Genomic DNA, 21,494 nt, shown 5'->3' on the forward strand with positions numbered 1-21,494 from the left:
CGGCACCGGCGGCGGCACCGGCGGCGGGACGGGCGGCGGCGAGGGCGGCACGACCGGCATGGCGCCGACCCCCGCACCGGGTCGCACGGACGACCGCTCGCTCGTCTCCAGCTCCCACCGGATCCCCTGACCGGCGCTCATCTGAGGCGGGCTGCGGCGGGTCGGCCGGTCCCCGTCCACGCCTGCCTGAGCCGCCCGGATCCCCAGCGGACCCCCGGTAAGCTCATCCCCGTCCGAATCCCGATCCCGACGAGAGGCAGTCCGTGACCGACACGCGTGTGCTGGGCGGCCGCTACGAGGTCGGGGCGCTGCTGGGTCGCGGGGGCATGGCCGACGTCTTCGAGGGCGTCGACTCCCGCCTCGGGCGCCGCGTCGCCGTCAAGGTGCTGCGCCGGGGCCTCGCCGAGGATCCCGCCTTCCGCAGCCGCTTCCGCCAGGAGGCCCAGGCGGCCGCGCGCATGTCGCACCCCACCATCGTGCGGGTCTTCGACGCCGGCGAGGACGTCGTCACGGACCAGGACGGCGCGTCCCACACGGTCCCCTTCATCGTCATGGAGCGGGTCGAGGGGCGCCTCCTCAAGGACGTCATCACCGACGGGCCGCTCGACCCCGACGAGGCCGTCCGCATCATGGGCCAGGTGCTCACCGCCCTCGAGTACTCGCACCGCGCGGGCGTCGTCCACCGCGACATCAAGCCCGGCAACATCATGGTCACGCCCACCGGCCAGGTGAAGGTCATGGACTTCGGCATCGCCCGCGCCGTGTCCGACACCTCCGCCACCATCGCGCAGACCACCGCGATCCTCGGCACCGCCCGCTACTTCTCCCCCGAGCAGGCGAAGGGCGAGTCGGTGGACGCCCGCACCGACCTCTACTCCGCCGGCGTCGTCCTCTTCGAGATGCTCACCGGCCAGGCGCCCTTCCGCGCCGACACGGCCGTGGCCGTCGCCTACCAGCACGTCAGCGAGACGCCCGTCGCCCCGAGCACGGTCCAGGAGGCCGTCTCCCCGCAGCTCGACCAGGTCGTGCTGCACGCCATGGCGAAGGACCGCTACGCGCGCTTCCAGACGGCGGGCGACTTCCGCACCGACCTCGACCGCGCCGCCGCGGGCACGCTCGCGCCCCGCGAGGCGCCGACGAACGACGTGGGCGCCACGCTCTTCGGCGCCTCCGCTGGCCCCTCCTCGTCCCAGCAGGCGCTCCGCCAGCTCGGCGTCGACGACGACCGCACCGTCCGCACCCAGAGCCGCCCGCCGGTCCCCTGGATCTGGGCCGGCGTCACCGTCGTCGTCGTGATCCTCATCGCCGTGGTCATCTGGGTCACCAACCTGAGCTCCATCGGCCCCCCCGACATCAGCCCCACCGTGCCGGACGTCACGGGCTCCACGTACTCCAGCGCCGCCGCAGCCCTCGAGGAGGCCGACCTCGTCCCCCTCGAGCGCGAGGAGCCCAGCACATCGGTCGCCGAGGGCATCGTCCTGCGCACCAACCCCGACGCGGGCGAGAACGTCGCCTCCAAGACCGAGATCGACGTCTTCGTCTCCTCCGGTCCGCCGGAGGTCCAGGTGCCCAACGTCATGAACATGGACGAGGGCACGGCCACCGCCAACCTGGAGGCGGCCGGGCTGAAGGTGGGCGAGGTGGTGCGACAGTCCTCCCCGACGGTCCCGGACGGCGTGGTCATGCAGACGGAGCCCGCGTCCTCCCAGCAGGTGGACGAGGGATCGGCCGTCAAGCTCATCCTGTCCAACGGCAAGGTGGCACTGCCGGACGTGCTCGGGCAGCCGCTGGTCGACGCGCAGAGGCTCCTCGAGGAGTCGGATCTCGTCGTGACCACGCGACGCGATCCGTCGTGCGGCCGGGCGGACGGATCCCCCGTCATCCAGCAGTCCGTGCCGCCCGGCGATGTCGCCCAGCGCTCCACGGTCGCCCTCACCTACTGCACGGGCGCGGTCCGCAGCACGCCCGCACCCACGTCGGGCACGCCAGCCCCGGCTCCCAGCGCCGGCTGAGCCTCGTCCTCCGCCCCGACCCGGTGCGGTCGGCGCGACGCTGCGCCTCGTGGCCACCGATGAGCGGCCACGGTGACCCGGCGGGTCAGACGGCTACTGCGGGGCTCAGGCCACGCGGACGAGAGGTGACAGCGTCGTGGAGGTGTCGCGGGCCCCGACGAGCCCAGCCCCCTCGAGCCAGTTGCCGAGCATGCGGTAGCCGCCCTCCGTCAGGACGGACTCGGGGTGGAACTGCACCCCGACGATGGGCGCCGCCTCGTGGCGCAGGCCCATGATGACCCCGCCTTCGGTGCGGGACGTGACCACCAGGTCGGACGGGACGGTGCCGTCGACGACGGCGAGCGAGTGGTACCGCGTGGCCGTGAACGGCTGCGGCACACCGAGGTAGAACTCGCCCTCGTCGTGCGTCACGAGCGAGGTCTTGCCGTGCATGAGCTCCTCGGCGTTGGTGACCGTGGCGCCGAACGCCTCCGCGATCGCCTGGTGCCCGAGGCACACGCCGAGGAGCGGCGTGCCCGACGCGAGGGCCGCCGTGACCGTGGGGATGGAGACGCCCGCGTCGGCCGGCTTGCCCGGACCGGGAGACACGAGGACCGCGTCGTACTCCGAGATCACGCCGGCCATGTCGGTGTCGGCGTGGTCGTCGTTGCGCATGACCACGGTCTCGGCGCCCAGCTGCTGCAGGTAGCCGTTGAGCGTGTAGACGAAGCTGTCGTAGTTGTCGATGACGAGGACGCGTGTCACTGATGCACCGTGACTTCCTGGGTGTTGACGATGGAGTCGACCCAGGGGAAGACCCAGGTGACGAGGGAGAAGAGCACGACCGCGAGCAGCACGAGCACGATGAGCAGACGGATCCACACCGGGCCGGGCAGGACGCGCCAGAACGCCGCGTACATCAGCCCGCCTTCGCGAACGACGTGCCGGCCAGCGCGGCGGGCGTGGATGCGTGGGGCTGGTACGACTCGAAGACGCTGTAGGCGACCACGCGCTCGGCGGCCGAGAAGAGCGGGTTGCAGCTCGTCATCGTGAGGATGCGGTCCCCCGGCTGTGCGTCGGGTGCCTGGGGCACCTCGTCGAGCACCTCGACTCCGGTGGGCTTCACGTACTCGAGTGTACGGAAGCGGTACGTGTACCAGCCGTCCTGCGTCTCGACGACGATGGCATCCCCCACCCGCAGGTCCGTGATCTGGTTGAACGGCTTGCCGTAGGTGGTGCGGTGGGCCGCGACGGCGAAGTTGCCCACCTCGCCCGGCATCTGCGTCTCGCGGTAGTGCCCGATCTTGCCGAGGTTCAGCACGTTGCCGAGGCCGACGCCGGTCGCGACCGGCACCACGTAGTCCGGCCCGAAGCGCGGGATGTAGATGTTCCCGAAGTCGGTGGCGTCCGACGCGGGCGCCGCGGTGATGACGGGATCCCCCGGAGCCGCGGGCGAGGCCGTCGGGTCGGGGGAGGCCGCCGCGTCCGGCGTCGCCGAGGCCCAGCTCCGGCTGTTCTCCAGGGCCTGGTCCCGCTGTCCGCTGCTGACGACGATGTCGTTGAACCACAGCTGCCACCCCAGGAACAGCATGATGAGCACCCCGGCCGTGAGGAGCAGCTCGCCCAGGACGCCGACGGTGCCGAGGAGCGCATCGCCCCGCCTGCCGCGGCGCCGCGCCGCGCGGCGGGTGGGGGCAGGATCCTGAGCGCTCATGTGCCGATTGTAGGTGGCCCGCATGCACGCGAGGCCGCCACCGAGGCCCCGTGGAGCCGGGCGTCCTCCCGGCCCGGTGGAGGAGGGTACGGCTAGAATCGCCGCATGGCCCGCGACAAGACGACGAGACCCTCCCGCCAGGAACGCGTGCGCGACGAGGACGCCCCGAACCCCGTGTGGTTCAAGCCCATCATGTTCGGCTTCATGCTCGTGGGACTCGCGTGGCTCATCGTCTACTACGTCAGCCTCAACGCGTTCCCCATCCCCGACCTCGGCGTCGGCAACATCCTCATCGGCTTCGGCCTCATCCTCGTCGGCTTCCTCATGACCACCAGGTGGCGTTGACACCAGCGCGAACCGAAGAGCCCGTCACCACCCGCTGGTGACGGGCTCTTCTACGTCTAGGGCCGCTGAGGACCGGCGCTCAGTGTTGTCCACAGCTCCCCTGTGCACAACGCTCCACACATGTGGAGAACATCGAGCACCCCGCGGGCGAATCCCACCGGCAGCGAGGGTTACCCGCGGAAGCCCATGGCTGTCGCGATGCGTCCACCGGTGCCCGGTCTCGCGCACCGCACGGCACGTCTCCTGGGTGCCCCTAATCACACGCGTGTAACTATCCCCACTGTGGACTGGCCTGTGGATAACCTCGCTCGCGCCGGACGGCCGGCCGGATCCGACGCCCCGGGTACGACGAACGCGCCGCCCCCGAGGGCGGCGCGCTCACGTGCGGTCAGATCAGAGGGCGACGGGGAAGACGGCGGCCGCCACCAGGATCGCGACGGCGACGCCCACGAGGGAGCCGATCTGGGCACCTCGCTGACGGGCGTCCCGCGTCCGCAGCAGGACGAACGCGACGAGCGCGCCCGTGACGAGGCCGCCGACGTGGGCCTGCCAGGAGACCCCCTGGATGACGAAGCCGAGCAGCAGGTTGACCGCGATGATGCCGAGGAGCGGGCCGACGTTGCCGCCGAGCTTCCGGGCGAGGACGAAGTAGCCGCCCATGAGCCCGAAGATCGCGCCGGAGGCGCCGACCACGGCCTGCAGCGGCTCGCCCATGGCGGCGCCGATGAGCTCGACGCCGAGGGATCCGCCGAGCGCCGAGATCAGGAACAGGGCGAGGAAGCGGGCGCGTCCGAGCATGGGCTCGAGGACGCGGCCGAAGACGAAGACGGAGAGCATGTTGAAGACGATGTGCAGGATGCTCGACGGCGAGTGCGTGAACGCGCTCGTGAGCATGCGCCACGGCTCGTAGTCGCCGGAGGCGACGCTGCCGTACACGGGCGCGAACCACAGCGACGTGGTCACGTAGTCGCCCACGACGGGCAGCACCTGCAGAATCCAGACCACGGCGCAGACCGCCATGATCGCGTACGTCACGACGGGAGCGGAGCTCCGCGTCATCCGCGTGACGAACGAGGCCCGGGTGCGGGGAGCGGTGCGACGCTGCTCCTTCATGTCCTCCGGGCAGATCACCCCGACGGCGGCCGGCGTCTGGCACTCGGGGCAGATGGTCCGCCCGCATCGCTGGCACAGCACGAAGCTCTGCCGGTCGGGGTGCCGGTAGCAGCGGTCGGCCGCCGTACGGGGTGAGTCGGTCATCAGACCTTCTCGACGGTGACGCTCTCGATGACGACGTCCTCGCGGGGACGGTCGCGGCCGTCGGTCGGGACGGCGTTGAGCGCGTCGACGACCTTCTTGGACGCGTCGTCCGCCACCTCGCCGAAGATCGTGTGCTTGCCCTGGAGCCAGGTGGTGGGGGCCGTGGTGATGAAGAACTGCGAGCCGTTCGTGCCGCGGCCGCCCTGGGTGCCGGCGTTGGCCATGGCCAGGATGTAGGGCTTCGAGAAGTCGAGGTCGCGGCTGATCTCGTCGTCGAACTGGTAGCCGGGGCCGCCCGTGCCCTGACCGAGCGGGTCGCCGCCCTGGAGCATGAAGTCCTTGATGATGCGGTGGAAGACCACGCCGTCGTAGAGCGGGTCGGTCGACTTCTTGCCCGTCTGGGGGTGGGTCCACTCCTTCTCGCCGGTGGCGAGGCCGACGAAGTTCTCGACGGTCTGGGGTGCGTGGGACCCGAAGAGGTTGAGGACGATGGTGCCGTGGTTGGTCGTCATGGTGGCGACGTGAGTGTGCGCAGACATGGAGCAATGGTCTCACGGCGGAGCTGGGACTCGGCGGACGCACAGCGTCCGTCGTGTTTGCCCGCAGAGGCACCCGTGCCAGACTGGGATTCCTGGCGAAATCACACCGATGGAGGTCCCCTTGGGTCTGTCACGCAAGAACAAGAAGGAGTTGGCGAAGCTCCGCACCCACGCGGCCGCCGTCCTCAAGGAGCAGCGCGAGGTCCTCGACCGGGCCAACGTCGTCGTGGCCGAGGCCGCGCACACCGCGCGCAAGCTCTCCGACCAGCACGTCGTCCCCGCCGTCAAGCGCGGTGTCGACGACCACATCCGTCCCGGCTACGAGGCGGGCGCCGAGCGCGTGCGCACCGTGGCCGACTCGGCCTACAAGGGCTTCACGCACACTGTCCTGCCGGCCGTCGCCGGTGCCGCCGGATCCGCGGTCGCCGCGACCGAGGGCATCCGCAACAGCAAGCAGGTGAAGGACGCCGTCAAGAAGGCGAACAAGGTGTCGTCCAAGGCCCAGGAGTTCGGCAAGCACTACGTCGACAACGGCCGCTCCTACGTCGGCCGCTACGTACCGCAGGTGGCGCCCGCGAAGAAGGGCCTCGGCTTCGGCGGAGTGGCTCTCATCGCGCTCGGCGTCGTCGTGGTCGGCGGGGTCGGCTACGCGCTGTACCAGACGTTCCGCGCGGACGACGACCTGTGGATCGCCGACGACGAGCCCGAGGCCGTCGACGCGACCGCGAAGGACCAGCCCGCGAGCTGATCGCCGCACAGCAGCAGACCGAGGGCCCGGACACCGAGAGGTGTCCGGGCCCTCGTCGTGCCGCGGGGACGACGGGCGAGCGGCTCGAGCCGGGACGGCGAGCACGTGGGAGACCCGACGACGGGCGAGATGTGGAGTCACGGGGAATCGAACCCCGGACCTCCTGCTTGCAAAGCAGGCGCTCTACCAATTGAGCTATGACCCCGATCGGCGAGCCTCGGATCGCGCTGCGATCGACCGGCTCGATTCCCGCCATGCCCCTGGATCGTGCGAATCCGGAGGTGTTGGTGGGGATACCAGGATTTGAACCTGGGACCTCTTCATTATCAGTGAAGCGCTCTAACCAACTGAGCTATATCCCCATCGGGCAGGACTACGTTACCGTACGCCTGCCCGTTTCTCCCAATCGGCTACGCGTTGGTGAAGCCGACGAGGACGCCGCCCGTGATGCGCACGCTCAGGTTGTAGAGCAGCGCCGCCACGGCTCCGAGCACGGTGCCGACGACGATGTTGAGGACGGCGACGACGATCGCGAACCCGAGCACCTGACCCAGGCCGAAGACGTCCTGGAGGGAGAAGTCCGCGGATCCGGACACCTCCTGGAACAGCTGGTCGACCGTGCCGAACACGTTCGTGGTCTGGAGCACGACGTAGATGAGGAACGTCGCCACCACGGTGATGATGCCGAGCACCACGGAGAAGAGGAACGCGAGCTTCAGCGCCGACCAGAAGTCGACGTACACGAGCTTGAGACGCACCTGCTTGGTGGTGGTGGCCCGCGACGACTTCTTCGCGAGCTTCTCGGCGACACTACTCATCAGGTGTTCCCTTTCCAGCAGCGGTACCGTCGGACGCGTCGGGCGCAGCTTCGGGGACCACCAGGTTGCGTTCGGAGTTCTTGGCCAGTGAGATGATCCTGTCGTCGTCCGCGAACCGGGCGAACACGACACCCATGGTGTCTCTGCCCTTCGCCGGGACCTCGGCCACGACAGACCGTACCACCTTGCCGCTGGCGAGCACGACGAGGATCTCGTCCTCCTCGGCGACGATGAGCGCCCCCGCGAGGTCGCCCCGGGCGTCCTGCAGCTTGGCCACCTTGATGCCCATGCCGCCGCGGTTCTGCACGCGGTACTGGTCCGCGGCGGTGCGCTTGGCGAAGCCGCCCTCGGTGACGACGAACACGTAGCCCTGCTCGCCGACGACCGATGCGCTGAGGAGCGTGTCGTCGCCGCGGAAGGTCATGCCCTTGACGCCGGAGGTGGATCGGCCCATCGGTCGGAGCGCGGAGTTGTCGGCGGAGAACCGCAGCGACATGCCCTTGCGCGAGACGAGCAGGAGGTCGTCGTCCTCGTCCACCAGCAGCGCGGACACGAGCGCGTCGCCGTCGCGGAGGTTGATCGCGATGATGCCGCCCGTGCGGTTCGTGTCGTACTCCGTGAGCGCCGTCTTCTTCATCAGACCGTCGCGGGTGGCGAGCACGAGGTACTGCGCGACCTGGTAGTCGCGGATGTCGAGGACCTGCTGGATCTCCTCGTCCGGCTGCATGGCGAGCAGGTTCGCCACGTGCTGGCCCTTGGCGTCCCGGCCGGCCTCCTGGAGCTCGTACGCCTTCGCGCGGTAGACGCGGCCCTTGTCGGTGAGGAAGAGGAGCCAGTGGTGCGTGGTCGTCACGAAGAAGTGCTCGACCACGTCGTCGGCCCGGAGCTGCGCACCGCGGACGCCCTTGCCGCCGCGATGCTGGCTGCGGTAGTTGTCGATGCGCGTGCGCTTGATGTACCCGCCGCGCGTGACGGTGACCACCATCTCCTCCTCGGGGATCAGGTCCTCCATGCTCATGTCGCCGTCGAAGCCGAGCATGATCTCCGTGCGCCGGTCGTCGCCGTACTTGTCGGTGATCTCCTGCAGCTCGGTGCTGATGATCTCGCGCTGCACGGACGGCGTCGCCAGGATGTGCTTGTACTCGGCGATGCGCTCCTCGAGCTCGGCCGCCTGGTCCTGGATCTTCTGGCGCTCGAGCGCGGCGAGCCGGCGGAGCTGCATCTCGAGGATGGCGTTCGCCTGGAGCTCGTCGATGTCGAGCAGCTTCATCAGGCCGCTGCGGGCGACCTCGACCGTCTCGGACCGCCGGATGAGCGCGATGACCTCGTCGAGCGCGTCCAGCGCCTTGAGGTAGCCGCGCAGGATGTGGGCGCGCGCCTCGGCCTCGTTGAGCCGGTACTGCGTGCGCCGGACGATGACGTCGACCTGGTGGTCGACCCACGCCGAGATGAAGCCGTCGAGCGCGAGCGTGCGCGGGATCCCGTCGACGATCGCCAGCATGTTGGCGCCGAAGTTCTCCTGCAGCTGCGTGTGCTTGTACAGGTTGTTCAGCACGACCTTGGCGACCGCGTCGCGCTTGAGCACGATGACGAGGCGCTGGCCGGTGCGGCCCGAGGTCTCGTCGCGGATGTCCGCGACGCCGCCCAGCTTGCCGTCCTTGACGAGCTCGGCGATCTTGATCGCGAGGTTGTCGGGGTTGACCTGGTACGGCAGCTCGGTGACCACGAGGCAGACCCGGCCCTGGATCTCCTCGACGGCGACGACCGCGCGCATCGTGATGGAGCCGCGACCCGTGCGGTACGCGTCGATGATGCCCTTGGTGCCGAGCACCTGGGCGCCCGTCGGGAAGTCCGGTCCCTTGATCCGCTCGAGGAGCGCCTCGAGGAGCTCCTCCCGGTTCGCGTCGGGGTGGGCGAGGAGCCACTGGGCGCCGGCCGCGACCTCGCGGAGGTTGTGCGGCGGGATGTTGGTGGCCATGCCGACCGCGATGCCCACGGATCCGTTGACCAGCAGGTTCGGGAAGCGCGACGGCAGGATCTTGGGCTCGAGCGTGCGGCCGTCGTAGTTGTCCTGGAAGTCGACCGTGTCCTCGGTGATGTCCCGGACCATCTCCATGGCGAGCGGAGCCATCTTGGTCTCGGTGTACCGCGGGGCGGCGGCGCCGTCGTTGCCGGCCGAGCCGAAGTTGCCCTGCCCGAGCGCGAGCGGGTACCGGAGGCTCCACGGCTGGACGAGGCGCACCAGCGCGTCGTAGATGGAGGAGTCGCCGTGCGGGTGGAACTGGCCCATGACCTCGCCGACCACGCGGGCCGACTTGAAGAAGGACCGGTCGGGGCGGTAGCCGCCGTCGTACATGGCGTAGATGACGCGGCGGTGCACGGGCTTCAAGCCGTCGCGCACCTCGGGGAGCGCGCGCTGCACGATGACGCTCATCGCGTAGTCGAGGAACGAGCGCTGCATCTCGAGCTGGAGGTCCACCTGCTCGATGCGGTCGTGGGTGACGACGACGCGCGCGTCGGGGTCGAGGATCGCGGCGGGCAGCGACTCGGAGGCGGCGGCGGCCGATGACGCCGGCGTCACGCCCTCCTGGGGCAGCGCGTCGTCGGTGGACGCCGCCTGCTCGTCGTCCGGGGTCGCCCCCGTGCCCTGCTCGTCGTCCGGAGTGTTGTCGTCGGCCATGGAGGTCCCGTTCAGAGGTCGGTGGATCGTGGGGTCGGCGCCGGGCGGCGGTCGGCATCGAGCCGTGCCGCCGCCCGGTCGATCAGATGTCGAGGAACCTGACGTCCTTGGCGTTGCGCTGGATGAAGCTCCGGCGGGACTCGACGTCCTCGCCCATGAGCGTCGAGAAGATCTCGTCCGCGCCGGCCGCGTCGTCGAGGGTCACCTGCATGAGCGTGCGGGTGGCGGGATCCATGGTGGTCTCCCACAGCTCCTTGTAGTCCATCTCGCCGAGGCCCTTGTAGCGCTGGATCCCGTTGTCCTTCGGGATGCGCTTGCCGTTCGCCTGCCCGTGCGCGAGCAGCGCGTCGCGCTCCGCGTCCGTGTAGACGTACTGGTGCTCCGCGTTGGACCACTTGAGCCGGTACAGCGGCGGCTGCGCCAGGTACACGTAGCCGAGCTCGATGAGCGGGCGCATGTAGCGGAACAGCAGCGTGAGCAGCAGCGTGGTGATGTGCTGGCCGTCGACGTCCGCGTCGGCCATCAGCACGATCTTGTGGTACCTGACCTTCTCGGCGTTGAAGTCCTCGCCGATTCCCGCGCCGAACGCGGTGATCATCGACTGCACCTCGTTGTTCTGCAGCGCGCGGTCGAGGCGGGCCTTCTCCACGTTGAGGATCTTGCCCCGCAGCGGCAGGATCGCCTGCGTCGTGGGGTTGCGACCCTGCACCGCGGATCCGCCGGCCGAGTCGCCCTCGACGAGGAACACCTCGCTGAGCGCCGGGTCCTTGCTCTGGCAGTCCTTGAGCTTGCCGGGCATGCCGCCCGACTCGAGCAGGCCCTTGCGGCGGGTCTGCTCGCGCGCCTTGCGCGCCGCGAGCCGCGCCTGCGACGCCTGCATGCCCTTGCGGATGATGTCCTTGGCCTGCGCCGGGTTCCTCTCGAACCAGTCGCCCAGCTGCTGCCCGACTATGCGCTGCACGTAGGCCTTCGCCTCGGTGTTGCCGAGCTTGGTCTTCGTCTGGCCCTCGAACTGCGGCTCGCCGAGCTTCACGGAGATGACGGCGGTGAGGCCCTCGCGGACGTCGTCACCCGTGAGGTTCTCGTCCTTCTCGCGCAGCAGCTTGTTCTCGCGCGCGTAGCGGTTGACGAGCGTGGTGAGCGCCGCCCGGAACCCCTCCTCGTGCGTGCCGCCCTCGTGCGTGTTGATGGTGTTCGCGTAGGTGTGGACGCTCTCCGTGTAGGAGGTGGTCCACTGCATCGCGACCTCGAGGCTGATCTTCTTGACCGTGTCCTCGGACTCGAAGGCGATGACGTCGGCGTTGACGACCTCGGTCTTCTTCGCCTTCACGAGGTGCTCGACGTAGTCGACGAGGCCGCGCTCGTAGAGGAACTTCTCGGTGCGGTGCTCGGCGCCGTCCTCCTCGCGCTCGTCGTGCAGCGTGAGGGCGAGGCCCTTGTTGAGGAACGCCATCTGCTGGAAGCGCGCCCGCAGCGTGTCGTAGTCGAACTGGACGGTCTCGAAGATCTCCCGGCTCGGCCAGAACGTGATGGTCGTGCCGGTCTCGCTGGATCCCTCGCCCTTCTGCAGCGGTGCGTCCGGCACCCCGATGGTGAAGCTCTGGCGCCACACCGCGCCCTGGCGGCGGACCTCGACGTCGAGGCGCTCCGACAGCGCGTTCACGACGGAGCTGCCCACGCCGTGCAGGCCTCCGGACACCGCGTATCCGCCGCCGCCGAACTTGCCGCCGGCGTGCAGCTTCGTGAGGACGAGCTCGACCGTCGAGATGCCCTCGACCGGGTGGATGTCCACGGGGATGCCGCGGCCGTCGTCGACGACGCGGATGCCGCCGTCCTTGCGCATCGTGATCTGGATGTCGCTGGCGAACCCGGCGAGGGCCTCGTCGACGGAGTTGTCGACGATCTCGCTCACGAGGTGGTGCAGACCGCGCGGCCCGGTGGACCCGATGTACATGCCGGGCCGCTTGCGCACTGCCTCGAGGCCCTCGAGCACCTGGATCTCGTTGGCGCCGTAGTCGTTGCTCACCTGCTGGCGGGTGATGTGGTCGGAGTCGTTGTGCGTCTCCTCGACCTCCACCTCGTCGGGGGTGGAGTCGTCGGGGAGGTCCTGTGAGGCATCCGATGTCATGAAGTGGTGGCTCCTGCCGCGTCGACGCGCCCCTGCCCGACGGCGGTCGCGCGTCTATCACGAGGTGATCCGGCGACCGTCGTCCCTGGACTGCGGGCGACCCCTCATTCTATCGCAGTAGTAGGCTCCGCACCTCCTATCCGGCCCGCTGCGGCGCTTTCCCGACGGGGGTGACCTGATTCGCCTCCCTAGCCGTAGGTATCGCGCGGACCCCGCCCTGGGATCGACCTGGGACCCTTTTTCCAGGACGGGGCGTTCGGCCCCTGGAAGCGGATCGACCGGATGCCCGCGTCGGGGAACCGCTCGGCGATGCGCGTCGTGATCTCCACGCGCATGAGCCGGAGCTGCGTCGCCCACGCCGTCGACTCGCACTCGACCGTGAGGAGGCCGTCCTCGATGCCGACCGGGGACGAGTGGACGGCCGTCTCCTCGCCGGCGATCGTGGTCCACGCCGCCATGAGCTCGGCTTGAGAGAGGGACGACGTCCAGCCCATGCGCGAGGTGAGGGAGTCCATGACGCTGCCGAGCGAGTCCGGATCCCGGCCCGGCTGGAAGGGCGAGCTGCCCGCCTTCTGCTCCCGGCGCTTCCGCGCCGAGGGCGACCGCACGGACGCGTCGCCGAACACGCGGCGGAACCGGCGGTAGACGGCCACCGCCTCCGACTCGGGCATCGGGCCGCCGTCGGGTGCGCGGGGGATCACGCCGCTCCCCCGTCCTCGTCGACCGGCTCCTGCTCGGACGACGGCGCCTCGACGATCTCCCCCGCCCGGATGTGCACGGCGTTCGCGGCGAGGTGCGCCGGCACGTCCTCGAACACCGCGGCCGTGATCAGGACCTGCTCGAAGCCGGTGACGGCCTCGGCGAGGCGCCCGCGTCTGGCCTGGTCGAGCTCCGCGAAGACGTCGTCGAGGATCAGCACCGGGTCACCCGTCTGCGAGTCGCGCCGCAGGAGCTCGGCCGACGCGAGCTTCACCGCGAGGGCGAACGACCACGACTCCCCATGGCTGGCGTAGCCCTTCGCCGGTAACCCGTTGAGCCGGAACAGCACGTCGTCCCGGTGCGGACCCACCAGGGTCAGCCCCCGCTCGAGCTCGCGGGGCCGCATCCGCGCGAGGGCCGCGGTGAAGACGGGCAGCACGTCCTCGGTCCGGGTGAACCGGGCTCCGTCGCGCGCGCCGGACTCGTCCGCGACGTCGTCCTCCCCCGGGTCGTCGGCGAGGATGCTCAGCTCGGGACGCGCGGACGGGCCGTGGTCGGAGCCCGCGACCGCCAGGTACGCCCGGGCGAGCTCCGGCTGGAGCGCCTCGACCAGGGCACCGCGGGCCGCGATGATCTGGGACCCGATGGCCACGAGACGCTCGTCCCAGATGTCGAGCGTGCCGAGCTGGTCCGGCTTCATCCCGCGAGCGCGGGCCGACTTGAGCAGGGTGTTGCGCTGCTTCAGCGCCCGGTCGTAGTCGGAGAGGACGCCCGCGAGCCGGGGCGTGCGCAGCACGAGCAGCTGGTCGAGCAGCCGTCGCCGGCCCGACGGGTCCCCGCGCACGAGCGCGAGGTCCTCCGGCGCGAACAGCACGCTCGAGAAGTACCGCGGCAGCTCCCGCGGCTTGGTCGGCGTGCTGTTCACCTGCGCCCGGTTCGCCCCGGTGCGGTTGATCTGCACCTCGACCCGGAGCTCACGGCCCGCGTGCTGCAGCAGGGCCCGGATCACCGCGGACTCCGCACCCTGGCGGATCAGTGCCTGGTCGGTGGAGACGCGGTGCGACCCGAGCGTGCTCAGGAAGCCCAGCGCCTCCACCAGGTTCGTCTTGCCCTGCCCGTTGCTGCCCACGAAGAGGGTGGCACCGGGCAGGAGCTCGACGTCCGCGCGGGTGTAGTTGCGGAAGTCACCCAGGGAGAGGTGACGGACGATCATCCGGTGGTCAGGACTTCTTCTGCACCGAGTGGCCGCCGAACTGGTTGCGCAGCGCCGCGACGGCCTTCATGGCCGGGGAGTCCTCCTGGCGGGAGGAGAAGCGCGCGAAGATCGACGCGCTGATGGCGGGCATGGGCACCGCGTTGTCGAGGGCCTCCTCGATGGTCCAGCGGCCCTCGCCGGAGTCCTGCACGAAGCCCTCGATGTCCGCGAAGCCCGGGTCCTCCTTGAGCGCCTTGACCAGGAGCTCGAGCAGCCAGGACCGGACGACCGTCCCGCGCTGCCAGGCCTCGAACGTGCCGGTGACGTCCTTGATGATGTCCGTGCGCGCCGCGAGGAGCTCGTAGCCCTCCGCGAACGACTGCATCATCGCGTACTCGATGCCGTTGTGGACCATCTTCGCGTAGTGACCCGCGCCGGAGTCGCCGACGTGGACGAAGCCCTCCTCGCGCGGACCCTCAGGACGCAGCGCGTCGAAGACCGGCATCGCCCGCTCGACCTGCTCCTTGGGGCCGCCGACCATGAGGCCGTAGCCGTTCTCGAGGCCCCAGACGCCGCCCGAGACGCCGGCGTCGACGAAGTCGATGCCCTTCTCCTTGAGGAGACCGGCGTGCGCGAAGTCGTCCGTGAACTTGGAGTTGCCGCCGTCGATCACGAGGTCGCCCGGCTGGAGGATGCGGGCGAGGTCGCCCACGACGTTCTGCGTGACCTTGCCGGCCGGGACCATGACCCAGACGAGGCGCGGGGTGGGCAGGGCAGCGGCGAGGTCCTCGAGGGTGGCCACGTCGGAGACGTCGGGGTTCGTGTCGTAGCCGGTCACCTCGATGCCGTTCGCCTCGAGGCGCGCGCGCATGCGGGCGCCCATCTTGCCGAGTCCGACGAGTCCGATGTGCATGTTCTCTCCTTGATCGCGGTCTAGCGCAGCAGCAGGTTCGGCTGCAGCAGGTACCGGTAGTTGTCAGCGCCGGCCTGGTCCTTGGAGGACTGGCTCGTGATGAGCACGGGGCCGGGCTTGTTGGGGTTGTCCGTCTTCGTGAACGAGAGGCGGACGAACTCGGAGTGGACGGCGCCGAGGCCGTCCAGCAGGAACTGGGGCTTCAGCGACACCACGGTGTCGACGCCGGTGAGGAGGGCGTCGATGCTCTCCGATGCCTGCGCGTGCTCGGACCCGATGGCCTCGAGCGTGAGCCCGTCGATCGTGAAGGTGAAGCGCAGGGCGGCCTCGCGCTCGAGCACCAGCTGCACGCGTCGCGTCGCCTCGATCAGGTCGGCGGTGTTGATGACCGCGTAGTTGTCGACCGTCTCGGGGAAGAGGCGCTTGACGGGCGGGAAGTTGCCCCGGATCAGCAGCGAGGTGACGGTCTTCCTGTCGGCGCTGAAGGCGATGAGCTGGCGGTCGTCCGTGTCAGTGATGGCGACCGAGATGGTCCCGCTGTGGCCGAAGGTCTTGCCGATCTCCTGGAGGGTGCGGGCCGGCACCAGCGCGGTGCGGCTGGTCCCGTCGGACGTGGAGTCGCCGCCGTCCCAGTCGATCTCGCGCACGGCCACGCGGTAGCGGTCGGTGGCGATGAGGCCGAGGCTCGTCTCCCCCACCTCGAGCTGGACGCCCGTGATGACGGGCGTGACGTCGTCCCGCGACGCGGCGACCGCGACCTGCGAGACGGCAGCGGCGAACTGCTCGGCCGGCAGGAGCCCCGACTGCTCCGAGATCTGCGGCAGCGTCGGGTACTCCTCGACGGGCATGCTCAGCAGCGTGAAGTGCGCCGATCCGCACGACACGCTGATCTTCGACTCCTCGGTGGTGAACCGCACCGGGGCGTTCGGGAGCCGGTTGGCGATGTCCGCGAGCAGACGCCCGGAGACCAGCACGCGGCCGGGCTCCTCGATGTCCGCCTGGATCTGCGTGCGAGCCGAGACCTCGTAGTCGAACGACGACAGCGTCAGTCCGTCCTCGGTCGCCTCGATGAGCACACCGCTCAGGATCGGGAGGGTCGTGCGCTGCGGCAGGAGCTTGACGGCGAAGGACACCGCCTCGCTGAAGACGTCCCTGTTGACTTGGAACTTCACGTTGTGGACCCCTCGATGAGCGGAAGATTTGTCGGTCAATGCTAGCCGTGCCGTGGGGGGCACCCGGGACCCGGGATCCGTCCACACCCTGAGGTTCTTGGGCGACATCCAATGAAGGGTTTAAGGATCAATAGTCTTAACCGCTGTGGAATCTGTGGACAACTCCCCGCGTCCCGGTGGTTGAGCGGGAACTACACGTCTGGAACTTGTGGGACGGGTGTGGAGCGGCCTGGGGACTCGGCGGAACGGCGCCGCCGCCACGACGCCGGTTCCACAGGCGCGGTCCGCGAACCCACATCCGCTCCGGCGGTTCTCCACAGTTATCCACACTCTGTGCACACTGTGGGGAACGGCGCTCCAGGACGGATCCGAGCTCGTGCGCGGCCGCATGACCCCTGGTTCGACGTCGTCCGACGTCGTGCGCCGGCCTCCGTGCACGCAGAAGGGGCCGGACCCCGCGGTCCGACCCCTTCCTCTCGCCTGGCACGCTCGAGCACGCCCAGCGGGCGTCACATCTTGCTGTAGCGGTGGTTCTGCTTGATGCGGCTCGTGAGCTCGGTCACCTGGTTGTAGATCGACCGCCGCTCCTTCATGAGCTCGGTGATCTTCTTGTTGGCGTACATGACCGTCGTGTGGTCGCGGTTGCCGAACAGCTGGCCGATCTTGGGCAGCGAGAGGTTCGTCAGCTCGCGGCACAGGTACATGGCGATCTGCCTCGCGGTGGCGACCGCCTGCGAGCGGGACGAGCCGTAGAGGTCGTCGACCGTGAGCTTGAAGTAGGCCGCGGTGTGGTTGATGATGTCGACCGGCGCGATGACGTTGTCCTCGTCGAGCGTGATCAGGTCCTTGAGCACCGTCTGCACGAGCGCGAGGTCCACGGGCGTCTTGTTCAGGCTCGCGAACGCCGTGACGCGGATGAGCGTGCCCTCGAGCTCGCGGATGTTCGAGGTGACCTTGGTGGCCATGTACTCGAGGATGTCGTCCGGCACCTGGAGCTTCTCGCTCTGCGCCTTCTTCCGCAGGATCGCGATGCGCGTCTCGAGGTCGGGCGCCTGCACGTCGGTGATGAGGCCCCACTCGAAGCGCGAGCGCATCCGGTCCTCGAAGCCCGTGAGGTGCTTCGGCGGCAGGTCGCTCGTGATGACCACCTGCTTGTTGTGGTCGTGCAGCGTGTTGAAGGTGTGGAAGAAGGCCTCCTGGGTGGAGTCCTTGCCCTGGAGGAACTGGATGTCGTCGATGAGCAGGATGTCGTTGTCGCGGTAGCGCGACTGGAACAGCGACGACCGGTTGTTGGCGATCGAGTTGATGAAGTCGTTGGTGAACTCCTCGGAGCTCACGTACCGCACCCGGATCCCGGGGTACAGGCTGATGGCGTAGTGGCCGATGGCGTGCAGCAGGTGGGTCTTCCCGAGGCCGGAGTCGCCGTAGATGAAGAGGGGGTTGTACGCCTTGGCCGGCGCCTCGGCTACCGCGACCGCCGCCGCGTGGGCGAAGCGGTTGGAGCCGCCGATGACGAACGTGTCGAAGCCGTACTTCGGGTTGAGACGCGAGTCGCCGCGGGAGGGGGACGCCGGGAGGCCCGGGTTGTCCGTGGGCGCGGTGATGGTCGGGGTCTCGATGTACGGCTGCTCCGCGGGCTCGGGGTGCTGGGCGAACGCGTCCTGCGCGATCTCGGGGTTGACCACGATGGCGAAGTTGCTGACGCCGGCCGCCTCGTCGAGCGAGCCGATGGCGTTCAGCAGGGGCACGCGGATGCGCTGCTCGAGCATCCCGCGGGTGAGGTCGTTCGGGACCTCGAGGTAGAGGGTGCCGGTCATCACGCCCTTGGGCTCCACCAGGCTGATGAAGCCGTGCAGCTGCGGGGTGATCCGGTCGTCCGCCGTGAGGGCGGAGAGCACCTTCTGCCAGATCGCGTGCGTCGGGTCGGAGCGGTCGGACATGTTTCCCCATCTGCCGTCACCAGGCTCGGTCCCGCGGCTGGTGCCGGGGCCGCCACGCGGTGCGCGGACTGCTGTCGACGCTGGAAGGGCGTCGCGGTCATGCATGCGGCGTCCGTCCCCGGAGGCTCCGAGGGTGCGGACCATCCGGGTACCGCGACCGCGGACAGCATAGTTACTCACAGGGTTATCCACCCTGTGTGCGAACGGGCCGTCAGCACCGCGCGGGCGATCCCCGACGCGTCGCGGCCACGCCACACGGTAGCCACAGTCGGAGATCAGGACAAATCGACCCTATCGATGACGGCATGTCGATACCGGCCGATGGCCGGTCCGTGTGGATAATCACGATCCCGCTCTCGGGTTTGACCGCAGGCCGCCCGGCCCGTAGATTTAGGCAGTTGACCCAGCCCCTCGAGGCTGCCCCATCTTCCCAGCCGCACTCGTCGGCCCCGTGGACCAACCTGAGTGGAGACTCACCGTGAGCAAGCGCACCTTCCAGCCGAACAACCGCAAGAAGGCCAAGAAGCACGGCTTCCGCCTCCGCATGCGCACCCGCGCCGGCCGTGCGATCCTCGCCGCCCGCCGTGGCAAGGGGCGCACCGAGCTCTCTGCGTAGCACGTGCTCGCCCGGCGGAACCGCGTGACGAGCGGTGCGGACTACCGCACCGTCGTCAGGCGGGGACGCCGGTCGTCTACCGGCACAGCCGTCGTCTGCGCGCTCCGCGGTGCCGATGGCACCCCCACCCGCTTCGGGTTCATCGTGTCGAAGAAGGTGGGCAACGCCGTCACGCGGAATCTGATCCGTCGGCGTCTGAAGGCGGTCTCGGCGGGCCTCCTCCCGACGCTCCCATCCGGTGTGTCGGTCGTGATCCGCGTACTGCCAGGCATGGAGGAGACTCCGTGGGATACCCTGCAGGAGGAGATCGCATCAGCCGTGACGCGGGCCGTGAGGACGACATGAAGAGGGCACTGACCTCCATCGTCCTGGCGCCCCGGAACGCGGCCATCGCCCTCATCAGCCTCTACCGGCGTGTGGTCTCTCCTCTCTACGGGGAGGTCTGCAGGTACTACCCGTCCTGCTCCGCGTACGGCCTCGAGGCGGTCCAGGAGCACGGGCTCGTGCGCGGGGGCTTCCTCGCCGCATGGCGCGTATGCCGCTGCCACCCTTGGGCGGAGGGCGGCATCGACGACGTCCCGGCTCGTCGGGTCCAGCACTACCGGCGCACGAGGCTCGGATTCGTCGTCGCACCCAGCCACGGAAAGGGCTAACGACCACCTCATGGACTTCCTCGGAACGATCCTGTGGCCGATCAAGTGGGTCATCGAACTCATCCTGGTCGGCTTCCACACGCTCTGGACCACCCTCGGGCTGGATCCCGACAACGGCGCCACCTGGGTGCTCTCCATCGTGGGCCTGGTGCTCGTGGTGCGCGCGGCGCTCATCCCCATCTTCGTCCGGCAGATCAAGAACCAGCGCCGCATGATGGAGGTCGCGCCGCAGCTGAAGAAGATCCAGGACAAGTACAAGGGCAAGCGGGACCAGTTCTCGCGTGAGGCCATGTCCCGCGAGACCATGGCGCTCTACAAGGACACCGGGACGAACCCGCTCAGCAGCTGCCTCCCGCTCCTGCTCCAGATGCCGATCTTCTTCTCCCTGTACTCGGTGCTCCACCGGGCGGCCGTCGAGGAGCTCCCGGGCATCGGGCTGCTCAACGCGCAGCTCTCCCGCTCGTTCGGCGAGTCGTCGTTCCTCGGCGCTCCCCTGCAGTCGGCCATCTCCACGGCCAACGGCAACATCACGGTCATCGTGATCGCGACGACCATGGTCATCCTCATGAGCGCGTCGCAGTTCATCACGCAGCTGCAGATCATGGCCAAGAACATGTCCGAGGAGACCAAGGCCAGCCCGATGTTCAAGCAGCAGCGCATCCTGCTGTACATCCTCCCCCTGGTCTTCGCGGTGTCCGGCATCGCATTCCCCCTCGGCGTCATGTTCTACTGGCTCGTCTCGAACTTCTGGACCATGGGCCAGCAGTTCCTCGTCATCCGCAACATGCCCACGCCCGGCAGCGAGGCGGCACGAGCGCGTGAGGCGCGTCTGGCTCGCAAGGGCAAGCTCGTCGCACCTGAGGCGTCCACTGAGTCGTCCACCATCGTCGTGGAGGAGCGCAAGCCGGCTCAGCGTCAGCAGCCGGTCGGCAAGAACCGGGCCAAGAAGCAGGCGGGATCCAAGAGCCGATGACCGACGTGGCGAATGGCATCGACCCTGTCGGCGCGTCGACGGAGGCCGAGGAGACCGCGGTGTCCCCCGCGGAAGGGAACCCGGCCGAGGTCGTGGTCTCTGGGGCAGACGAAGGTGACATCGCGGCGGATTACATCGAGGAGCTCCTCGACATCTGCGACCTGGACGGCGACATCGACATCGATCAGCGCGGCGGCCGCGCGTACGTGTCCGTCGACGCGGCGGACTCCGAGGACCTGCGCCTGCTGTCCGATCCCGAGACCGTCACGGCGCTCCAGGAGCTGACCCGCCTGGCCGTGCAAAACAAGACCGGCGTGTTCAGCCGTCTGATCCTCGATGTCGGAGGATCTCGAGACGCCCGTCAGGTGGAGCTGGCGCAACTGGTCGATCGCGCCATCGAGCGCATCTCGGCCGGGTCCGCGAGTGCGTCGCTTCCGCCGATGTCGTCGTACGAGCGGAAGCTCGTGCACGACATCGTCTCCGAACGTGGCTACACGTCGGAGTCCGAGGGTGAAGGTCGAGATCGTCACACGGTGATCACCAAGGCGTGAGCCGCAGGCAGCACAGACATCGCGGGGAGGCCCGGTCCCATCGGACCGGGCCTCCTTCGTCAGTGGGCAATAGACGACCAGCGGCTGTGATGGCACGAGCGTGTTATCAAGATAGCCGCTCAGGGTGTCTTCGTCTCCGGGACATTGTTGCATCTGGCTCCTGGTGACGTGGCTCTCGGCATCTCCGGTCAGCTGCCGTCTGGTGTCCTATCGGGCAGATCTTGCATCGTGCTCCTGCTCCGACCACGTTTGCTGGTCGTGCAGGTTATGACCGGAAGGAACGAGGACTACGTCGATCATCTCGGTGACGGCGCGCGGGGTTCACATGTTTCACGTGAAACACGGAGCACTCTGGAGCCGCTGCTGGCCGGAGGACCTGGACTGTCGCAGATGGGCGACGGGACTTCCGCGAAGGCGTAGCGACGCCGACTAACAGATTGGTTTCACGTGAAACCGTTCGCGCTGTGGATCGGTGCTCCGCCCTATGGCCGCGCGTCGGCGCCGGCCTCGACGCAGGAGTGTCGGCGATCAACGCTAAACTCGCACGGGCAGCTGACATCGA

Annotated in this window: 21 protein-coding genes and 2 tRNA genes; 8 read left to right on the forward strand and 15 right to left on the reverse strand. The window is 69.0% G+C overall.

Annotated features, from left to right (window positions below):
* The first annotated feature begins 263 nt into the window (after window positions 1–263).
* On the forward strand, window positions 264–2,012 hold the full coding sequence (gene pknB, locus DZG00_RS00320) for a Stk1 family PASTA domain-containing Ser/Thr kinase (RefSeq protein ID WP_119381054.1): 1,749 nt from the start codon (window positions 264–266) through the stop codon (window positions 2,010–2,012).
* 105 nt (window positions 2,013–2,117) lie between these two features.
* Here pknB and DZG00_RS00325 read toward each other — a convergent pair whose 3' ends face one another.
* From DZG00_RS00325 to DZG00_RS00330, 3 genes are read right to left on the reverse strand one after another with little or no spacing between them, the layout of a single operon-like run.
* Window positions 2,118–2,756, reverse strand: coding sequence for an anthranilate synthase component II (locus DZG00_RS00325; protein ID WP_119381055.1), 639 nt, complete (start codon window positions 2,754–2,756; stop codon window positions 2,118–2,120).
* Window positions 2,753–2,911 (reverse strand): hypothetical protein, encoded by a 159-nt coding sequence (locus DZG00_RS17110; RefSeq protein ID WP_199688878.1) that lies wholly within the window; start codon window positions 2,909–2,911, stop codon window positions 2,753–2,755. Before DZG00_RS17110 ends, DZG00_RS00325 begins: the two co-directional genes overlap by 4 nt.
* Entirely contained in the window at window positions 2,911–3,705 is a 795-nt protein-coding gene (locus tag DZG00_RS00330; RefSeq protein ID WP_119381056.1) for a class E sortase, read from the reverse strand. Before DZG00_RS00330 ends, DZG00_RS17110 begins: the two co-directional genes overlap by 1 nt.
* A gap of 105 nt (window positions 3,706–3,810) precedes the next feature.
* Between DZG00_RS00330 and DZG00_RS00335 the strand changes: the two genes are divergently transcribed.
* Window positions 3,811–4,050, forward strand: coding sequence for a cell division protein CrgA (locus tag DZG00_RS00335; protein WP_015488825.1), 240 nt, complete (start codon window positions 3,811–3,813; stop codon window positions 4,048–4,050).
* Between the two features lie 393 nt (window positions 4,051–4,443).
* On the opposite strand, the gene DZG00_RS00340 is transcribed toward DZG00_RS00335, so the two are convergent.
* Window positions 4,444–5,307, reverse strand: coding sequence for a rhomboid family intramembrane serine protease (locus tag DZG00_RS00340; protein ID WP_119381057.1), 864 nt, complete (start codon window positions 5,305–5,307; stop codon window positions 4,444–4,446).
* Window positions 5,307–5,846 (reverse strand): peptidylprolyl isomerase, encoded by a 540-nt coding sequence (locus DZG00_RS00345; protein ID WP_015488823.1) that lies wholly within the window; start codon window positions 5,844–5,846, stop codon window positions 5,307–5,309. Before DZG00_RS00345 ends, DZG00_RS00340 begins: the two co-directional genes overlap by 1 nt.
* A gap of 121 nt (window positions 5,847–5,967) precedes the next feature.
* Here DZG00_RS00345 and DZG00_RS00350 point away from each other — a divergent pair, with 121 nt between their 5' ends.
* The gene (locus tag DZG00_RS00350) at window positions 5,968–6,594 is read left to right on the forward strand and encodes a hypothetical protein (protein ID WP_233548739.1); all 627 of its coding nucleotides are present in this window, start codon (window positions 5,968–5,970) and stop codon (window positions 6,592–6,594) included.
* Window positions 6,595–6,726: 132 nt separating this feature from the next.
* On the opposite strand, the gene DZG00_RS00355 is transcribed toward DZG00_RS00350, so the two are convergent.
* The 10 genes from DZG00_RS00355 to dnaA form a co-directional block, all read right to left on the reverse strand.
* Window positions 6,727–6,799: transfer RNA gene (locus DZG00_RS00355), tRNA-Ala, on the reverse strand.
* A gap of 80 nt (window positions 6,800–6,879) precedes the next feature.
* Window positions 6,880–6,956, reverse strand: a tRNA-Ile gene (locus tag DZG00_RS00360).
* A 48-nt stretch (window positions 6,957–7,004) separates the two neighbouring features.
* Window positions 7,005–7,412 carry a DUF3566 domain-containing protein gene (locus tag DZG00_RS00365; protein ID WP_011931227.1) on the reverse strand — a complete coding sequence of 136 codons (408 nt, stop codon included), beginning with the start codon at window positions 7,410–7,412 and terminating at the stop codon, window positions 7,005–7,007.
* The gene (gyrA, locus tag DZG00_RS00370; protein ID WP_119381059.1) at window positions 7,405–10,092 is read right to left on the reverse strand and encodes a DNA gyrase subunit A; all 2,688 of its coding nucleotides are present in this window, start codon (window positions 10,090–10,092) and stop codon (window positions 7,405–7,407) included. The genes DZG00_RS00365 and gyrA overlap by 8 nt, the downstream gene beginning before the upstream one ends.
* Window positions 10,093–10,174: 82 nt before the next feature.
* Complete coding sequence (gene gyrB, locus DZG00_RS00375; protein ID WP_233548747.1) at window positions 10,175–12,220, reverse strand: DNA topoisomerase (ATP-hydrolyzing) subunit B; 2,046 nt, start codon at window positions 12,218–12,220, stop codon at window positions 10,175–10,177.
* Window positions 12,221–12,408: 188 nt separating this feature from the next.
* Window positions 12,409–12,921: a DciA family protein gene (locus DZG00_RS00380; RefSeq protein ID WP_119381060.1), complete on the reverse strand. Its 513-nt coding sequence runs from the start codon at window positions 12,919–12,921 to the stop codon at window positions 12,409–12,411.
* Complete coding sequence (recF, locus tag DZG00_RS00385; RefSeq protein WP_119381061.1) at window positions 12,918–14,132, reverse strand: DNA replication/repair protein RecF; 1,215 nt, start codon at window positions 14,130–14,132, stop codon at window positions 12,918–12,920. Before recF ends, DZG00_RS00380 begins: the two co-directional genes overlap by 4 nt.
* Window positions 14,133–14,139: 7 nt before the next feature.
* Window positions 14,140–15,027: a phosphogluconate dehydrogenase (NAD(+)-dependent, decarboxylating) gene (gene gnd, locus DZG00_RS00390; protein ID WP_119381062.1), complete on the reverse strand. Its 888-nt coding sequence runs from the start codon at window positions 15,025–15,027 to the stop codon at window positions 14,140–14,142.
* A 20-nt stretch (window positions 15,028–15,047) separates the two neighbouring features.
* A complete protein-coding gene (gene dnaN / locus DZG00_RS00395; protein WP_119381063.1) occupies window positions 15,048–16,199 on the reverse strand; it encodes a DNA polymerase III subunit beta in 1,152 nt (383 codons plus the stop codon).
* 509 nt (window positions 16,200–16,708) lie between these two features.
* Window positions 16,709–18,139 carry a chromosomal replication initiator protein DnaA gene (gene dnaA, locus DZG00_RS00400; protein WP_119381064.1) on the reverse strand — a complete coding sequence of 477 codons (1,431 nt, stop codon included), beginning with the start codon at window positions 18,137–18,139 and terminating at the stop codon, window positions 16,709–16,711.
* A 478-nt stretch (window positions 18,140–18,617) separates the two neighbouring features.
* Between dnaA and rpmH the strand changes: the two genes are divergently transcribed.
* The 5 genes from rpmH to DZG00_RS00425 are packed head-to-tail and all read left to right on the forward strand — an operon-like array spanning window position 18,618 to window position 20,932.
* Window positions 18,618–18,755 carry a 50S ribosomal protein L34 gene (rpmH, locus tag DZG00_RS00405; protein ID WP_012039665.1) on the forward strand — a complete coding sequence of 46 codons (138 nt, stop codon included), beginning with the start codon at window positions 18,618–18,620 and terminating at the stop codon, window positions 18,753–18,755.
* 3 nt (window positions 18,756–18,758) lie between these two features.
* Window positions 18,759–19,100: a ribonuclease P protein component gene (gene rnpA / locus DZG00_RS00410; protein ID WP_119381065.1), complete on the forward strand. Its 342-nt coding sequence runs from the start codon at window positions 18,759–18,761 to the stop codon at window positions 19,098–19,100.
* Window positions 19,097–19,408 carry a membrane protein insertion efficiency factor YidD gene (gene yidD / locus DZG00_RS00415; protein ID WP_119381066.1) on the forward strand — a complete coding sequence of 104 codons (312 nt, stop codon included), beginning with the start codon at window positions 19,097–19,099 and terminating at the stop codon, window positions 19,406–19,408. The genes rnpA and yidD overlap by 4 nt, the downstream gene beginning before the upstream one ends.
* 10 nt (window positions 19,409–19,418) lie before the next feature.
* The gene (gene yidC, locus DZG00_RS00420; protein WP_119381067.1) at window positions 19,419–20,381 is read left to right on the forward strand and encodes a membrane protein insertase YidC; all 963 of its coding nucleotides are present in this window, start codon (window positions 19,419–19,421) and stop codon (window positions 20,379–20,381) included.
* Entirely contained in the window at window positions 20,378–20,932 is a 555-nt protein-coding gene (locus tag DZG00_RS00425; RefSeq protein WP_119381068.1) for a Jag family protein, read from the forward strand. Before yidC ends, DZG00_RS00425 begins: the two co-directional genes overlap by 4 nt.
* Window positions 20,933–21,494 lie beyond the last annotated feature (562 nt).

This window comes from Clavibacter lycopersici (genome assembly GCF_003576405.1).
Classification (GTDB): Bacteria; Actinomycetota; Actinomycetes; order Actinomycetales; family Microbacteriaceae; genus Clavibacter; species Clavibacter lycopersici.

What these genes read in the sequence shown, in the direction of transcription:
- DZG00_RS17110 (WP_199688878.1), bottom strand. Translation starts at nt 2,911, where the DNA reads ATGTACGCGGCGTTCTGGCGCGTCCTGCCCGGCCCGGTGTGGATCCGT.
- DZG00_RS00330 (WP_119381056.1), bottom strand. Translation starts at nt 3,705, where the DNA reads ATGAGCGCTCAGGATCCTGCCCCCACCCGCCGCGCGGCGCGGCGCCGC.
- DZG00_RS00335 (WP_015488825.1), top strand. Translation starts at nt 3,811, where the DNA reads ATGGCCCGCGACAAGACGACGAGACCCTCCCGCCAGGAACGCGTGCGC.
- DZG00_RS00340 (WP_119381057.1), bottom strand. Translation starts at nt 5,307, where the DNA reads ATGACCGACTCACCCCGTACGGCGGCCGACCGCTGCTACCGGCACCCC.
- DZG00_RS00345 (WP_015488823.1), bottom strand. Translation starts at nt 5,846, where the DNA reads ATGTCTGCGCACACTCACGTCGCCACCATGACGACCAACCACGGCACC.
- DZG00_RS00365 (WP_011931227.1), bottom strand. Translation starts at nt 7,412, where the DNA reads ATGAGTAGTGTCGCCGAGAAGCTCGCGAAGAAGTCGTCGCGGGCCACC.
- gyrA (WP_119381059.1), bottom strand. Translation starts at nt 10,092, where the DNA reads ATGGCCGACGACAACACTCCGGACGACGAGCAGGGCACGGGGGCGACC.
- gyrB (WP_233548747.1), bottom strand. Translation starts at nt 12,220, where the DNA reads ATGACATCGGATGCCTCACAGGACCTCCCCGACGACTCCACCCCCGAC.
- recF (WP_119381061.1), bottom strand. Translation starts at nt 14,132, where the DNA reads ATGATCGTCCGTCACCTCTCCCTGGGTGACTTCCGCAACTACACCCGC.
- gnd (WP_119381062.1), bottom strand. Translation starts at nt 15,027, where the DNA reads ATGCACATCGGACTCGTCGGACTCGGCAAGATGGGCGCCCGCATGCGC.
- dnaA (WP_119381064.1), bottom strand. Translation starts at nt 18,139, where the DNA reads ATGTCCGACCGCTCCGACCCGACGCACGCGATCTGGCAGAAGGTGCTC.
- yidD (WP_119381066.1), top strand. Translation starts at nt 19,097, where the DNA reads ATGAAGAGGGCACTGACCTCCATCGTCCTGGCGCCCCGGAACGCGGCC.
- yidC (WP_119381067.1), top strand. Translation starts at nt 19,419, where the DNA reads ATGGACTTCCTCGGAACGATCCTGTGGCCGATCAAGTGGGTCATCGAA.
- DZG00_RS00425 (WP_119381068.1), top strand. Translation starts at nt 20,378, where the DNA reads ATGACCGACGTGGCGAATGGCATCGACCCTGTCGGCGCGTCGACGGAG.